Source organism: Aquirufa lenticrescens, assembly GCF_019916085.1.
Lineage (GTDB): Bacteria > Bacteroidota > Bacteroidia > Cytophagales > Spirosomataceae > Aquirufa > Aquirufa lenticrescens.
In genome coordinates this window covers 1,596,987-1,609,101 of the sequence record NZ_CP049834.1, presented here as the reverse complement: position 1 = coordinate 1,609,101, position 12,115 = coordinate 1,596,987, and the positions used below count along the sequence as shown (strand labels likewise).

The following is a 12,115-nucleotide window of genomic DNA, read 5'->3' as shown; positions in this document are numbered from 1 at the left end:
AAGGAGGAATTTTGGTAACAAAAATAGCTCAATTTTCGGGAATTTGACGCAATCGAATCTTTTTATCTACAGATTCGCGAGCCGGATCTAAGCGAAGCGCTTCTTTCCAAGCCTCCATCGCTTTATCCACTAATTTCAATCGAAAAAGCACGTCGCCATAATGTTCCCACAAGGTAGCAGATGCATTTTCCTTGTCTTTTAGAGCGGCCTCCATCGCCACTCGAGCCTCTGAATAGCGTTTTAGTTCGAACAATACCCATGCCCGGGTATCTAAATAGGTGCCATTTTTCGGATGATCTGCTACTAATCGAGCGGAAAGAGAATCTGCTAACGCTAATTTTTCTTTACGGATCGACAAGAAATAACTGTAATTGTTCAGCACGTGATCATCCTTCGGATTCGCCTCCAAAGCCTTATCAAAGGCTGCATCCGACGCAGAATTATTCCCTAAAGCCTGATAGGCATCCCCTAAAATCGGATAACACCATGGCGCCATGCGAGGGTAATTTTCCAATGCTTCCAGGGCGTGTTCCACCACCGCCTCTTTTCGATTTAATTCCCAATCTAATTGGATAATTCGAACCCAAAGTTCCTCTTGAACAGGTCCTAGATTCGCCGCTTGTAGATAATAAGCATTTTTATCGGCCAGCTCTTTCGCCTCATCGCCTTTCGACAAAAAGACAAATTGCTTTACCCGAATCATATCAGGCTCGTTATCAAAGCGGTGATCATCGTAGGCTAGCAGATTTTCGAAACAGGCTAATGCCTTTTTGTATTCCTTGTTCGCTAAAAGAAGGTCTCCGTATAAAAGGCCATAATCGAAGGAATAAGGCGATAAGATGTGTGCTTTCTCTGCGTTAGTTCTTGCTGAGGTGAGTTGTTTGTCGGCAAGATAGCTTTTGGCCAAATAATAAAAGACCGCCGGCTCCTGCGTCTGTACTTTAGCGAGTTTCTCGAAAACCAAGATCGCCTCACCAAAATCCTCCCTCATGTAGGCGCGCATGCCGTCCACCATGAGTTCTTCAGACTGCGCAGCCACAGAAAAAAACCCACCTAAAAGTAAAATCAAATAAGTGAGTTTTCGCATCTTTTTAGGCTACCGTGACATTCACGAACAAATTAGACTCCTCAAAAGTAAGTTCAGTCGAAGCCGAATCCACCCATTCCAAACTCAAGGCTTGTACCTCTTGTGAGATATAGGCTTTGAATTCATTCAAGCTGGCCGTCCATTCTTCGTCCGAACGCTGAACTTGGATATTTATTTTGTCCGTCACATCGAAACCAGAATCTTTACGTAGGTTTTGAATACGGTTCACGAATTCACGTGCATTCCCTTCACGAACTAATTCTGGCGTTAACGTATTATCTAACGCGATTGTCAATCCACCCTCACTCGCCGTCAAATAACCCGGCATATCTTCCGTCAAGATTTCAATGTCCGCTATTGCGATCTCAAATCCTTGAATCTTCGCAGATCCAGCTGACTCGATTGCTGCTAAATCGTCCGATGACATTCCCGTGATGGCCTCCGCGACCACTTTCATATCTTTTCCAAACTTAGGACCTAAAGCCTTGAAATTAGGCTTCACTTTCTTGTTCAATACCCCAGAAGCGTCATTCAAATAATTGACTTCCTTCACGTTCACCTCTGATTTAATCAGGTCTTCCACGCGACGGATTTGGTCTCTTACCGACTCTTGCAATACCGGCACTAATACCTGCGCTAAGGGCTGACGCACTTTTAAGCGGTGCACCTTGCGAATCGAGTGAACCAGCGAACAAATACCTTGCGCTAATTCCATCGACGTTTCTAATGCTGGGTTTTGTAGGCTTGGGTTTACTTTGGCAAAATGCGTCAAGTGAACCGATTCTTTACCCGTCAAATTCTTGTATAACCACTCACCATAGAACGGCGCGATCGGCGACATTAATTGTGCCACCGTCTCTAAACAATGGTATAAAGTCTCGTAAGCCGCTTGTTTATCCGCGTTGATCGCCTGATTCGCCGTTTCCGGATTCCAGAAGCGACGGCGTGACAAACGAACATACCAGTTAGATAAGTGATCACAGACGAAATCTTGAATCGCGCGACCTGCTTTCGTAGGCTCATACGTCTCAAAAGCCTCATCGACCTCCGCGATCAAATTCATTAATTTAGATAGAATCCAACGATCTAATTCTGTTAAGTCCTCTTCTTTAATGCCCGCCGGAACGAATCCATCGAGATTAGCATAAAGAGCAAAGAAGTTATAGGTATTCGTCAGTGTGCCAAAGAACTTGTTGCGCACCTCCGTAATCCCAGCTAAATCAAATTTCAAGTTATCCCAAGGCTGCGCATTCGTGATCATGTACCAGCGCGTTGGATCCGCACCGTAGGCTTTCAAGGTCTCGAATGGATCGATGGCGTTGCCTAGGCGTTTGGACATCTTGTTTCCGTTTTTGTCCAAAACCAATCCAGTCGAAACGACATTCTTGAACGCCACAGAATCTTCCACCATACTCGAAATCGCATGCAGTGTAAAGAACCAACCACGCGTTTGATCCACTCCTTCCGAAATGAAATCCGCCGGATAACTCTGCTTAAATACGTCTTGATTTTCGAATGGATAGTGCCATTGCGCAAACGGCATCGCACCTGAATCGAACCAAACGTCGATCAAATCCAATTCCCTTGTTAAAACATTTCCTGTCGCTGAAAGCAAGAATACCTCATCCACAAATGGGCGGTGCAAGTCTGCCTCTCCAGCCGCTAAAGCCTTTAAAAAAGCTGCGTTACCTGCTGATTGCGTCGAGGTTAAAGTCCCAGAAGCCTGCGCCTTCTCAATTTCCGTTTTCAATTGCTCTAAAGAACCGATACAGATTTCCTCCGAACCATCTTCCGTCCGCCAAATAGGTAAAGGCGTTCCCCAATAGCGAGAACGGGATAAATTCCAGTCCACTAAATTCTCTAACCAGTTCCCGAAACGACCCGTTCCAGTCGACTCCGGTTTCCACTGAATCGTCTTATTTAAGGCGATTAATTTATCTTTTACCGCCGTCGTCTTGATGAACCAGGAATCCAATGGATAATACAAGACCGGCTTGTCCGTTCTCCAGCAATGTGGATACGGGTGATCAAATTTCTGTACGTTAAAGGCTTTATTTTCGGTCTTTAACTGTATCGCGATGCGCTCATCCACTGACAAATATTTGTCGCGGCCTTGCTTCACGCGCTCTGCTTCTTTCTCTTCGTCCGTTAAGTAAGCTTCTTTTACGGGTTCCAAAGCATAGTCCGTCACCTGAGCCACAAAACGGCCTTGGCGATTTACTAATGGCACTTCTTTGCCGTTTTCGTCGGTAATTAAAAGCGCTGGAATGTTGTTTTGGGCAGCCACTCTAAAGTCATCTGCTCCAAAAGTCGGTGCGGTATGCACCATGCCCGTTCCATCTTCTGTCGTCACAAAATCTCCTAAAATCACACGGAACGCTGGCGCCGATGGCTGTACATACGGCATCAATTGCTCGTATTCTACTCCTTCTAAATCAGATCCTTTGCAAGTTGCAACGATCTCGTATGGAATTGCCTGCGGCTTTTTCTCTGCTGCTTCGTAAGCCGCAAAGTCGCTGTTTTCAGCGGCTGATTGGAAGTAGTTTTTGACTAAGTCTTTGGCCAACACCACATAAACCGGCACGTAGGTGTACGGATTAAAAGTCTTCACTAACACGTAGGAAATATTCTTTCCAGCCGTCAAAGCAGTGTTAGATGGCAAGGTCCAAGGCGTAGTCGTCCAAGCTAATAAATAGACTGGCGCATCGCCTGACGCCTCAAATAAAAACTCGGATTTCGCGTTCTTGATCGCCTTAAATTGCGCCGTCAAGGACGTATCCTTCACATCGCGGTAGCAACCCGGCTGGTTCAATTCGTGGGACGAAAGACCCGTTCCCGCCGCTGGCGAATACGGTTGAATCGTGTAGCCTTTGTATAATAAACCTTGATCGTATAAACGCTTCAATAAGTTCCAAACGCTCTCAATATAGTTCGCCTGGTAGGTCACATAGGGGTTTTCAAGATCCACCCAGTAACCCATTTTCTCCGTCAAACTATTCCATTGATCAGTGAATTTCATCACCGTCTCGCGGCATTTCTTGTTATATTCTTCGACCGAAATCGTCTTGCCAATATCTTCTTTTGTAATGCCTAATTCTTTCTCCACCTGCAATTCCACTGGCAAACCGTGGGTATCCCAGCCCCCTTTGCGCTTTACCTGTTTCCCTTTTAGGGTTTGATACCGGCAAAAAATATCCTTAATCGCCCGCGCCATCACGTGGTGAATCCCCGGTGTTCCGTTCGCAGAAGGAGGTCCTTCAAAAAACGTAAACGTAGGCTGTCCCTCTCTAGTGGAGATAGATTTTTCAAAGATGTTATTCGCGTTCCAGAAATCTAGAATTTCATCTGCCAAAGCGGCGTAATCTAAATTTTTGTATTCCTTAAAGCTCACAGACGTGTGGGGTTAAAATGAAAAAATTGGCAAAATTGAGGCAAAAATACAAAATTATACGGAACATCTCACGTGAAGATTTGTATTCCGAACGCAATTAACTAGGTTTGAATATGAAGAAGGCCGAGATTCGAAAAATAGTGTTGGCGCAGCGCACACAACTGGGAGAAAAAGAATTCCGTGAGCGCTCCCAGCGCGTCATCGAAACCTTGACTCCTTTATTGATTCCCGGCAAAACCATCGCCAGTTTCAAAGCCATCCCCCACCGAAATGAAATTAGTTTAGATTCACTCGAAGGCAAATTCGCTTTTCCACGTGTTATTTCAGCCACGGAAGGTTCGATGGAGATGGCGTTTTCGAAAACGTTCGCTAACTCGGCTTGGGGCATTCCGGAACCAGTGGGTGGCGCAGTAGTAAAACCGACCGATTTCGATATCATTCTCTTACCACTTTTAGCCTTTGATTTAAAAGGCAACCGGGTGGGCTATGGGAAAGGCTTTTATGATCGATACCTTTTGAATTGCAGGCCAGATTGCCTAAAAATAGGCATCAGTCTTTTCGATCCTGTGGACCTGATTGAGGAGGTGGAAAGCCACGACATTCCTTTGGATATTGCGATTTGCCCGGCGAAATTGTACGATTTTCGCTAATTTTCCTTTCGTTTCCCCATTTTAAGCCCTAATTTTGTAGGCTAAAATCCCAGCTTTGCTTTGAAAATCAGGAGCTTACTTTTCTTTTTTCTACTCGCCTTTAGCGGCGCTATGGCGCAGGAGAAGAAATTACTCCCGATCGAAGAAGTGCAAGGAATTTGGACGAGGAGATTTATGTATGACAGGCAATTGGTTGACCATCCTTTGGCCTTACAAATACCTTTAATGGAGGCCAGAGACCCAGAAGTCAACGTCGAATTCTTGAAATTCAAACGTCAACGTAAACTTTCTAGCTGGTTAGCCGGTTTCTCCACTGTGTTCGCTTTTTCTACTTATTTGAGTAAAGGAAGCATATCAGAAGGCTTTTACTGGTCAGCGGTGGGCGGCGTGGCCTTAGCAAACGTCTACATTGGAACCGTTAGTAATAGACACTTCAACAAAGCGTTAAAACGATATAATGAATTAAGTAAGGCTCAAATGGGCCTAAAATTAAGCTCCTCGGGGCAAACAGGAGTATCAGTAGGAATCACATATCCATTATAAAATAAATAGAATGAAAGTTGCAGTTGTAGGCGCCACTGGACTAGTAGGCGGAGAAATTTTGAAAGTATTAGCGGAAAGAAATTTTCCTGTTACGGAGTTAATCCCGGTAGCATCCGAGCGTTCGATCGGTAAAAAGGTGAATTTTAAAGGCCAAGACTTCACGGTGGTAGGTTACGAAACAGCGATTTCGATGAAACCAAACGTGGCCATTTTCTCTGCAGGTGGAAGCAGTTCATTAGAGATAGCTCCGCAATTTGCGGCGGCCGGCATCACCGTAGTGGATAACTCCTCCGCTTGGCGTATGGACCCTACTAAGAAATTAGTCGTCCCTGAAATCAATGCGAGCACATTAACTCCAGCAGATAAAATTATTGCAAACCCGAATTGCTCGACCATCCAAATGGTAGTCGTGTTAAATCCTTTGCACAAAAAATACAAAATCAAGCGTGTGGTCGTTTCCACTTACCAATCCGTAACGGGAACAGGAAAAGCGGCGGTCGATCAATTATTCGATGAGCGCGCTGGAAAAACGGATTATGCGAAAGTGTATCCACATAAAATTGACTTGAACGTTCTTCCTCACATCGATGTTTTCCAAGATAATGGCTACACGAAAGAGGAGATGAAGATGATATTAGAAACGAACAAAATCATGATGGACGACTCCATCAAGGTGACAGCTACAACGGTTCGTATCCCTACGATCGGTGGACACTCAGAAGCAGTAAACATCGAGTTCGAAAACGATTTCGATTTAGCTGAAGTTCGTGCTATCTTAGAAAAAGAAGAGGGAATTATCGTTCAAGACGACCCGAAAAACTTATTGTATCCGATGCCAATCACGGCACACGGAAAAGACGAGGTTTTTGTAGGACGTATTCGCCGCGATGAATCTCAAAAGAACTCCTTGAATCTTTGGATCGTTGCTGATAACTTGCGTAAAGGAGCGGCTACGAATGCAGTTCAGATCGCAGAATACCTAGCGGCACACCATTTGATCTAATGACTAGACTCAGCGTCAATATTAATAAAATTGCCACCTTGCGTAACTCGCGAGGTGGTAATAACCCGGATCTGATCCAGGTGGCGTTGGATTGCGAACGTTTTGGCGCACAGGGTATTACGGTGCATCCGCGTCCAGATGAACGTCATATTCGCTATGCAGATGTGTACGCCTTGAAAGAAGCGGTGACGACGGAGTTTAACATAGAAGGAAATCCGATGGAAGCCTCTTTTGTGGAATTGGTTTTAGCGGTTAAACCGGAGCAAGTGACCTTAGTTCCTGATGCTTTAGGCCAAATCACCTCCAACCACGGCTGGGACACCATTCAACACCAAGAGTTATTGAAACGATTGATAGCGCCGTTTAAGGAAGCCGGCATCCGCACTTCCATTTTCGTGGACCCAGTTTTGGAAATGGTTGAGGCCGCTGCAACGACAGGCACAGATCGCATCGAATTATATACGGAACCGTATGCGAATGATTTTCCTAACAATCCAACGCAAGCCGTTGCAGCTTACAGAAAAGCAGCCTTTAAAGCCCACCAAATAGGATTAGGCATTAATGCAGGCCACGATTTAAGTTTAGAGAATCTAGCCTTTTTCCAGGCAAACGTAAATCCACTGGACGAAGTCTCCATCGGACATGCACTCATTTGTGATGCCTTGTATTACGGCTTAGAGAATACGATTCAACTCTACCGCAGACAATTGAAATAAAAAAAGGGCTTCGTTACATAACGAAGCCCTTTTTTATGAATGGAGAATAAATTACTCTACATCTCCAGTTAATACGACTGCACCACCAGCTACAGATAATTTGATGGTTTTTACTTTTCCAGCCGCACGGCCAAACGTAATTTCCGCCTCATAACCTTGCAAAGTAGCAGCAAACGTATCTGGTGTAGATGCCGGTGTTAAAACCGCTCCTTCAGATGGATTCGAATCAGACGAGATCAATAATTTGCCATCTTTAGAAACGACAATCATTTTCTTCACGTATTCGTTATCAGCCATTTTGAAAGTCGCTGCATATTCAGATGCTCCAGTTGCCGCAGCGCCTGCTTTTACACCTTCTAATGTTTGACCTTGGGCTTCAATTTTCAATTTAGTTACCGCACCACCTTCACGTGTAAAAGTGATATCGCCACCCATTCCACCTAATACAAAGGCATCAGGCTTAGAACCAGCCGTTAATTCTGTATCAGGAAAACCTTCTGCGGACATAATTAACTTACCTTCTTTGTCTGCTAATTTCAAGACTTTCACGTAAGGATTATCGCTCATGGTGTATTCACCAGCATAATCAGCGGCTTTTTGAGCATTAGAAACGAAGGCCAAACAAGTCAGGGCCAAAGCTGACACAACAGAACGTAGATTTTTCATTTTTTCTTTAAAGTTTAGGAATCCAAAATTAAGGATTAAAATGAGCTTCCAAATTTTGTCACTCAATTTTATTCAAAATCGATTAAAATTTTGGATGTAAAAAAGATTTCTATCATATTGCGTCACAATCAATTCGCCCATTTAGACCCTACTGCATGAGATAAACCTCTACATTAACCATTTTACTTTTTTATGAGCAAAATACCCGTTAATGATGCAGCGTTAATTTCTGCCTACATACAAGGTGATTCTAAGGCATTCGAAACGCTACTAAATCGTAGTAAATCAAAAGTATACACGACTATTTATTTAATTGTAAAGGACCGCTACATCGCGGAAGATCTTTTACAAGAAACCTATATCAAAGCTTTGGACGTCATCAACCAAGGCAAGTATAACGAAGAGGGGAAATTCCTTCCTTGGATCGTACGCATTGCACACAATATGGCGATTGATCACTTCCGAAAGGAGAAGCGTTATCCCAAAATTGTGTTAGACGATGGCTCGCCTTTGTGGAACAGTTTTCAATTTGCAGAAGAAAGTTCGGAGGATAAACAATTAAAAGAAGATTTGATCGTTAATATCAGGGACTTGATAAAAAAACTTCCCATTGAGCAGCGCGAAGTGCTTGTCATGCGTCATTATGAAGAATTGAGCTTCCAAGAAATTGCCGATTTAACCAACGTTAGTATCAATACCGCACTAGGGCGCATGCGTTATGCGCTCATTAACCTGCGAAAAATGTTAGAGAAACAAAACCTTGCCTATGACAAAAAACTCTACCCCGAATGACCTGATTAAACACCTTTATGAACCTGAAATAGGGTTCCAGCAAACATTAAATGAAGACGAGAAGCAAGAGCTTGCTCGTTTAAAACAGGTCCAGAACTTGCTGAACTCGGCTTATACTGAGCCCTCCGAAAGGAGTTTAGAAAAAATTATCGAGCATGCTCGAAAAAGCAAAAAGCCCCTAGCGCACTAGGGGCTTTTTTATTCGAAAAATCTCGCTAATTTTAAAAAAAATCAAATCCTATGGACGCAGCTAAAGTTGACTTATTCATCATGACTCATGCGAAGAGTTTCGAAACGCATCATTTGTCATTCATTAGAGAAAAATTACTCGCATTGGATGATTCCAACTGGGGTATGTTACTAAATGTCAACTTAAAAGACCCAACCGTTTCATTGATCGTTTCCATCGTGGGTGGCCATTTTGGAATTGATCGGTTTTTGATTGGTGACACTGGTCTTGGGATTGCAAAACTGCTTACATGTGGTGGATTAGGAGTTTGGACAGTCGTCGATTGGTTTTTAATCATGGATGCTACACGTGATCGAAATTTCAAGCGAATGCAACCTTACCTTGCCTAATGAGCCGCAATAAGCTCTATTTTACGATTTTACTCGCTTGCCTTACCGGCTATTTGTACCTTTGGACCGGATTTGAGTTTACTTGTTTCTTCAAAACCCTCACAGGCATTCCATGTCCCGCTTGCGGAACGACGCGCTTTATAGTAGGGGATTTCAACCATGGAAACCCTCTTGGAATCATCGTAGGTGCAGCCATGTTATTGCCGATTATTGTTATTTTAGACCTATTGACGCGTGGCGATCGCGTATTTAGACTGTATCTTTGGGTGGAGAAAAAGTGTCGCCAGCCCATGGTCGCCGCTTTTTTGATAGGTTTGGTAGTTTTAAATTGGTTTTGGACGATATATAAAGGCTTATAATGGTAAAGAAGGAACGATTTAAGGCGTTTGTAGAACATTTTTCCACTCGTTTTCCCGAGGCGGAAACCGAATTACATTATTCGAACCCTTTTGAATTATTAGTCGCGGTCGTTCTTTCTGCTCAATGCACGGATAAACGCATCAACCAAGTCACTCCTGCCCTATTCAAACGTTTTCCTGACGCTAAATCCCTCGCAGATTCGAGCGTAGAAGAGATTTTCTCTTACATCCGCTCAGTTTCTTATCCGAATAATAAGGCAAAACACCTCCTAGGTTTAGGCCAAAAAATTACCGACCAATTCGCCGGCGAAGTACCTGAAACGATGGAAGACTTGCAAAGTTTACCCGGCGTAGGCAGAAAAACCGCGAACGTCATTGCCTCCGTCATCTACAACCAACCCGCGATGGCGGTGGACACCCACGTTTTTCGGGTATCTCAGCGACTGGGATTAGTCCCTAAGACAGCTAACACCCCTTTGAAAGTGGAGATGGCTTTGATTAAAAATTTGCCAGACGAAGTGATCGCGGCGGCTCACCATTGGTTGATTTTGCATGGTCGCTATGTTTGTTTAGCTAGAACTCCACAGTGTACGAAATGCGATATCACCCATTTCTGCGCCTTTTACGAGAAAAACCAGAAGAAATGAGCGCTGTCGAAATTTTAGCCATCATCGCTTCTTTAAGTGGCGTACTTCTCAGTATGGCGAAGAAAAGTCTGGCTTGGGCGTGCAACATCATTGCCTCAGGCCTTTACGGGTACGTTTTTTATCAAAATGGTCTGTATTCCGATATGGAATTACAGGGCTTCTTCATCCTAATGGCCCTTTATGGCTGGTGGACTTGGTCGCGTTCGGAGCAAAATTGGATGCCAGAGAAATCGAACCTACAAGCCTTATTGGTAGGATTAGTGGTGGCTTTGCTTTTCGGCGCAGGATCTGGCTTTTTGCATCTGCAGTATTTCCCTTCTGTGAGTTTTCCCTTTCTAGATGCTACCCTAACCGGCCTAAGTATTTTGGGGACTTGGCTGGCAACAAGACGCAAAATCGAAAACTGGATTGTCTGGATTGGAGTGGACATCGTTTACGTAGGCATGTACTTAAACAAAGGCTTATATGGGACGGCTGCGCTCTACGGAGTATTTATAGTTTTGGCCCTAAAAGGCTATATAGATTGGCTTAAGCCCCTGAAAGACAGAGACTAAAAATTTGTCACAGATTTTATCCGAATCATTACCTTATTAAGCTTAGCCTTTTTATATTTGTATAAAGGTAAAAGACTACAATTTAGATAGATTTATGGCAAACGAAGAAAAACAAAGATACTCTGCCGAAGAATTAAAAGAGTTTGAAGAAATTATCCGTGCTAAATTAGATGATACGAATGCTGAATTAAAGTATTTAAGAGAATCATTAAGCAAGAAAAACGACACAGGGACAGACGCAACTTCCGGAAACTCGAAAGTGATGGAAGATGGTGCTGACACCGCGGAGAAAGAAAACTTAAATCAATTAGCTGTTCGTCAGCAAAAGTTCGCTAAGAACCTGGAAAATGCCTTAATGCGCATAAAGAATGGGACATACGGAGTTTGTATTGATTCAGGCAAGTTAATTTCCAAAGAACGTTTGCGTCTAGTACCGCACACACAACACTCGATTGAAGCGAAGTTAAAGCAAAAATAAACCATGGGTTTTTTCGAAAACAATCGCCTAGTTGAATTAATAACAGACTATCTCAAAACTCAATTTGAGATAATCAAGTTAGATATTCAGGAAAAACTAGAAGAAATCTTTATCCGGATTTTCAAACTTTTCCTTGTCGCGACAGGTTTCGGGATAACCCTATTTTTCCTTCTTTTGGGAGGATCAGAATGGATAAACGAGGCATTAGAAAGTCGCTTCATCGGTTATTTCATTGTGGCTGCCATCATCGGTGTAGCCAGCCTATTTCTTTTCTTATCCCTAAAGCCTACGAACAATGAGTCAGAATAAAGAAAAGAGAGCTGAATTAGAAAGCCAAGCGGCAGAGATTCAAGAGCAATTAACTGAGACAGTTACTGAATACAAAAAAATAGGCAATCAGATGCTGATAGCTGGAGGCATTGTAGCGGGAGGATATTTGCTTTATTCCATGTTCTCTGGCTCGAAGAAGAAAGGCTCTTTTGTTAGCGATGCCATTAAATCTTACGCCCTGGCGCTTGCACTTTCTTATGCTAAAGACTTATTACTAGATTACCTAGCGTCATTAGAAGAGGAAACCGAAACCGCGGTAACAGTGGAAGATTCCACCGTCAACCCCTGATTACTGACTACTGTCCACTGTCTACTGACTA

15 protein-coding genes are annotated in these 12,115 nt (G+C 43.5%); 12 read left to right on the top strand and 3 right to left on the bottom strand.

The window, feature by feature from the left end; genetic code table 11:
• Positions 1 to 28 precede the first annotated feature (28 nt).
• Positions 29 to 1,087: a tetratricopeptide repeat protein gene (locus G9X62_RS07300; RefSeq protein WP_223130077.1), complete on the bottom strand. Its 1,059-nt coding sequence runs from the start codon at positions 1,085 to 1,087 to the stop codon at positions 29 to 31.
• Between the two features lie 4 nt (positions 1,088 to 1,091).
• A complete protein-coding gene (gene ileS, locus G9X62_RS07295; protein ID WP_223130076.1) occupies positions 1,092 to 4,478 on the bottom strand; it encodes an isoleucine--tRNA ligase in 3,387 nt (1,128 codons plus the stop codon).
• A gap of 113 nt (positions 4,479 to 4,591) precedes the next feature.
• On the opposite strand from ileS, the gene G9X62_RS07290 reads away from it, so the two are divergent.
• Genes G9X62_RS07290 through G9X62_RS07275 form a run of 4 tightly spaced genes read left to right on the top strand, consistent with a single transcriptional unit; the run spans position 4,592 to position 7,390 of the window.
• Positions 4,592 to 5,128, top strand: coding sequence for a 5-formyltetrahydrofolate cyclo-ligase (locus G9X62_RS07290; protein WP_223130075.1), 537 nt, complete (start codon positions 4,592 to 4,594; stop codon positions 5,126 to 5,128).
• Between the two features lie 60 nt (positions 5,129 to 5,188).
• Positions 5,189 to 5,671, top strand: coding sequence for a hypothetical protein (locus tag G9X62_RS07285; RefSeq protein ID WP_223130074.1), 483 nt, complete (start codon positions 5,189 to 5,191; stop codon positions 5,669 to 5,671).
• 10 nt (positions 5,672 to 5,681) lie between these two features.
• A complete protein-coding gene (locus G9X62_RS07280; protein ID WP_223130073.1) occupies positions 5,682 to 6,674 on the top strand; it encodes an aspartate-semialdehyde dehydrogenase in 993 nt (330 codons plus the stop codon).
• Complete coding sequence (locus G9X62_RS07275; protein ID WP_223130072.1) at positions 6,674 to 7,390, top strand: pyridoxine 5'-phosphate synthase; 717 nt, start codon at positions 6,674 to 6,676, stop codon at positions 7,388 to 7,390. Before G9X62_RS07280 ends, G9X62_RS07275 begins: the two co-directional genes overlap by 1 nt.
• Before the next feature lie 51 nt (positions 7,391 to 7,441).
• Here the strand turns inward: G9X62_RS07275 and G9X62_RS07270 are convergent, their stop codons facing one another.
• Complete coding sequence (locus G9X62_RS07270) at positions 7,442 to 8,056, bottom strand: hypothetical protein (protein WP_223130071.1); 615 nt, start codon at positions 8,054 to 8,056, stop codon at positions 7,442 to 7,444.
• Positions 8,057 to 8,248: 192 nt separating this feature from the next.
• Between G9X62_RS07270 and G9X62_RS07265 the strand changes: the two genes are divergently transcribed.
• The 8 genes from G9X62_RS07265 to G9X62_RS07230 all read left to right on the top strand — a co-directional run bounded on the left by G9X62_RS07265 (position 8,249) and on the right by G9X62_RS07230 (position 12,084).
• Entirely contained in the window at positions 8,249 to 8,848 is a 600-nt protein-coding gene (locus G9X62_RS07265; protein WP_223130070.1) for an RNA polymerase sigma factor, read from the top strand.
• A 240-nt stretch (positions 8,849 to 9,088) separates the two neighbouring features.
• Positions 9,089 to 9,427, top strand: coding sequence for a TM2 domain-containing protein (locus tag G9X62_RS07260; protein WP_223130069.1), 339 nt, complete (start codon positions 9,089 to 9,091; stop codon positions 9,425 to 9,427).
• Entirely contained in the window at positions 9,427 to 9,786 is a 360-nt protein-coding gene (locus tag G9X62_RS07255) for a DUF2752 domain-containing protein (RefSeq protein ID WP_223130068.1), read from the top strand. Before G9X62_RS07260 ends, G9X62_RS07255 begins: the two co-directional genes overlap by 1 nt.
• Positions 9,786 to 10,433, top strand: a complete 648-nt coding sequence (gene nth, locus G9X62_RS07250; RefSeq protein WP_223130067.1) for an endonuclease III — start codon at positions 9,786 to 9,788, stop codon at positions 10,431 to 10,433. Before G9X62_RS07255 ends, nth begins: the two co-directional genes overlap by 1 nt.
• Positions 10,430 to 10,987: a nicotinamide riboside transporter PnuC gene (gene pnuC / locus G9X62_RS07245; RefSeq protein WP_223130066.1), complete on the top strand. Its 558-nt coding sequence runs from the start codon at positions 10,430 to 10,432 to the stop codon at positions 10,985 to 10,987. Before nth ends, pnuC begins: the two co-directional genes overlap by 4 nt.
• Before the next feature lie 94 nt (positions 10,988 to 11,081).
• Positions 11,082 to 11,465: a TraR/DksA family transcriptional regulator gene (locus G9X62_RS07240; protein ID WP_223130065.1), complete on the top strand. Its 384-nt coding sequence runs from the start codon at positions 11,082 to 11,084 to the stop codon at positions 11,463 to 11,465.
• Between the two features lie 3 nt (positions 11,466 to 11,468).
• Positions 11,469 to 11,774 (top strand): hypothetical protein, encoded by a 306-nt coding sequence (locus G9X62_RS07235; RefSeq protein WP_223130064.1) that lies wholly within the window; start codon positions 11,469 to 11,471, stop codon positions 11,772 to 11,774.
• Positions 11,761 to 12,084 carry a hypothetical protein gene (locus G9X62_RS07230; RefSeq protein ID WP_223130063.1) on the top strand — a complete coding sequence of 108 codons (324 nt, stop codon included), beginning with the start codon at positions 11,761 to 11,763 and terminating at the stop codon, positions 12,082 to 12,084. Before G9X62_RS07235 ends, G9X62_RS07230 begins: the two co-directional genes overlap by 14 nt.
• Positions 12,085 to 12,115: the final 31 nt, after the last annotated feature.

Bases quoted from the DNA above. Each gene is read 5' to 3' on its own strand.
- G9X62_RS07300 (WP_223130077.1), bottom strand. From the start codon at position 1,087: ATGCGAAAACTCACTTATTTGATTTTACTTTTAGGTGGGTTTTTTTCT.
- G9X62_RS07290 (WP_223130075.1), top strand. From the start codon at position 4,592: ATGAAGAAGGCCGAGATTCGAAAAATAGTGTTGGCGCAGCGCACACAA.
- G9X62_RS07280 (WP_223130073.1), top strand. From the start codon at position 5,682: ATGAAAGTTGCAGTTGTAGGCGCCACTGGACTAGTAGGCGGAGAAATT.
- G9X62_RS07275 (WP_223130072.1), top strand. From the start codon at position 6,674: ATGACTAGACTCAGCGTCAATATTAATAAAATTGCCACCTTGCGTAAC.
- G9X62_RS07270 (WP_223130071.1), bottom strand. From the start codon at position 8,056: ATGAAAAATCTACGTTCTGTTGTGTCAGCTTTGGCCCTGACTTGTTTG.
- G9X62_RS07265 (WP_223130070.1), top strand. From the start codon at position 8,249: ATGAGCAAAATACCCGTTAATGATGCAGCGTTAATTTCTGCCTACATA.
- G9X62_RS07260 (WP_223130069.1), top strand. From the start codon at position 9,089: ATGGACGCAGCTAAAGTTGACTTATTCATCATGACTCATGCGAAGAGT.
- G9X62_RS07255 (WP_223130068.1), top strand. From the start codon at position 9,427: ATGAGCCGCAATAAGCTCTATTTTACGATTTTACTCGCTTGCCTTACC.
- nth (WP_223130067.1), top strand. From the start codon at position 9,786: ATGGTAAAGAAGGAACGATTTAAGGCGTTTGTAGAACATTTTTCCACT.
- pnuC (WP_223130066.1), top strand. From the start codon at position 10,430: ATGAGCGCTGTCGAAATTTTAGCCATCATCGCTTCTTTAAGTGGCGTA.
- G9X62_RS07240 (WP_223130065.1), top strand. From the start codon at position 11,082: ATGGCAAACGAAGAAAAACAAAGATACTCTGCCGAAGAATTAAAAGAG.
- G9X62_RS07235 (WP_223130064.1), top strand. From the start codon at position 11,469: ATGGGTTTTTTCGAAAACAATCGCCTAGTTGAATTAATAACAGACTAT.
- G9X62_RS07230 (WP_223130063.1), top strand. From the start codon at position 11,761: ATGAGTCAGAATAAAGAAAAGAGAGCTGAATTAGAAAGCCAAGCGGCA.